General features: G+C 50.3%; 2 tRNA genes and 2 rRNA genes. All 4 read left to right on the top strand.

The annotated features are described in order from the left end of the window. Nucleotides 1-84 (top strand): 16S ribosomal RNA (locus ACQKE4_RS20570); the annotation flags it as partial. A gap of 116 nt (nt 85-200) precedes the next feature. Next, nucleotides 201-277, top strand: a tRNA-Ile gene (locus ACQKE4_RS20575). Between the two features lie 186 nt (nt 278-463). Then, nucleotides 464-539 (top strand) — tRNA-Ala (locus tag ACQKE4_RS20580). Between the two features lie 272 nt (nt 540-811). Further along, nucleotides 812-1927: ribosomal RNA gene (locus ACQKE4_RS20585) — 23S ribosomal RNA — on the top strand; the annotation flags it as partial.

Here is a 1927-nt window from a genome sequence, read left to right on the forward strand (position 1 = left end):
GCGATCACCACGGTGTGGTTCATGACTGGGGTGAAGTCGTAACAAGGTAGCCGTAGGGGAACCTGCGGCTGGATCACCTCCTTAAACGATGCGTCGCACGTCAGTAAGCGTCCACAATGAATTACCTGATCAAGCAATAGAGCAAACGGTAGTTAATTTAGTTGCTGCAGATTCTCAAAATCTGTAATGACTGAATAACCGGGTCTGTAGCTCAGTTGGTTAGAGCGCACCCCTGATAAGGGTGAGGTCGGCAGTTCAAGTCTGCCCAGACCCACCAAATTTGCGTGATATGTCGTTGCTTCACTACTCGCATAGCAGGCTATGCGTCGCACTGAAGCACCTAGTCTCACACAAATTATATTTTATTCATCATCGCGTTATTTTATGACTCGCATAGCAGGCCATGCGTCGCCATAAAATGCCTTGTTCTGAATAAAATTACCCGGAAAAGTTATGTGTTAATGGGGCCATAGCTCAGCTGGGAGAGCGCCTGCCTTGCACGCAGGAGGTCAGCGGTTCGATCCCGCTTGGCTCCACCATTATGTTACTATCCTAGATTAACCTTAAATACCGTTTGTGAATGTTTCGTGACTACTGATAAGTCGCTGTGTTGTTGAAATTATCGTTGTAACTATTGTTATAACTACAGCACGTCGCTTTATCACTGTTCATTGAACAGCTGCTCTTTAACAATGTATATCATGCTGACAAGAACACTTCTTACGAAGTGCTCTTAAATTGTGATACGTCTCAAGCGTATCCGGCAAAATGAAACGTTATCATTGCGAGTCCAGACTCCTTCGGGTTATAGGGTCAAGCAATGAAGCGCACACGGTGGATGCCTAGGCAGCCAGAGGCGATGAAAGACGTGGTAGCCTGCGATAAGGCTCGGTGAGGTGGCAAACGACCTGTGACCCGGGCATTTCTGAATGGGGAAACCCACCCTGCATAAGCAGGGTATCCCACACTGAATACATAGGTGTTGGGAGGCGAACCGGGGGAACTGAAACATCTAAGTACCCCGAGGAAAAGAAATCAACCGAGATTCCCCCAGTAGCGGCGAGCGAACGGGGACCAGCCCTTAAGCATGTGACTGATTAGACGAACGCGCTGGGAAGCGCGGCCATAGTGGGTGATAGCCCCGTAGTCGAAAATCTGATCATGTGAAATCGAGTAGGTCGGGGCACGTGAAACCTTGACTGAATATGGGGGGACCATCCTCCAAGGCTAAATACTCCTGGCTGACCGATAGTGAACCAGTACCGTGAGGGAAAGGCGAAAAGAACCCCGGAGAGGGGAGTGAAATAGATCCTGAAACCGTGTGCGTACAAGCAGTGGGAGCAGACTTGTTCTGTGACCGCGTACCTTTTGTATAATGGGTCAGCGACTTATTTTCAGTGGCGAGCTTAACCGTATAGGGGAGGCGTAGGGAAACCGAGTCTTAACTGGGCGACCAGTCGCTGGGAATAGACCCGAAACCGGGCGATCTATCCATGAGCAGGTTGAAGGTTGAGTAACATCAACTGGAGGACCGAACCAGGATCTGTTGAAAAAGATTTGGATGACTTGTGGATCGGAGTGAAAGGCTAATCAAGCCCGGAGATAGCTGGTTCTCCTCGAAAGCTATTTAGGTAGCGCCTCACGTATCACCGCCGGGGGTAGAGCACTGTTTCGGCTAGGGGGTCATCCCGACTTACCAACCCGAGGCAAACTCCGAATACCGGTGAGTGCAGCGTGGGAGACACACAGCGGGTGCTAACGTCCGTTGTGAAAAGGGAAACAACCCAGACCGTCAGCTAAGGCCCCGAAATCCTGGTTAAGTGGGAAACGAGGTGGGAAGGCTCAGACAGCTAGGAGGTTGGCTTAGAAGCAGCCATCCTTTAAAGAAAGCGTAATAGCTCACTAGTCGAGTCGGCCTGCGCGGAAG

The sequence above is a fragment of the Halomonas sp. NPDC076908 genome (assembly GCF_050269715.1).
Taxonomy (GTDB): domain Bacteria; phylum Pseudomonadota; class Gammaproteobacteria; order Pseudomonadales; family Halomonadaceae; genus Vreelandella.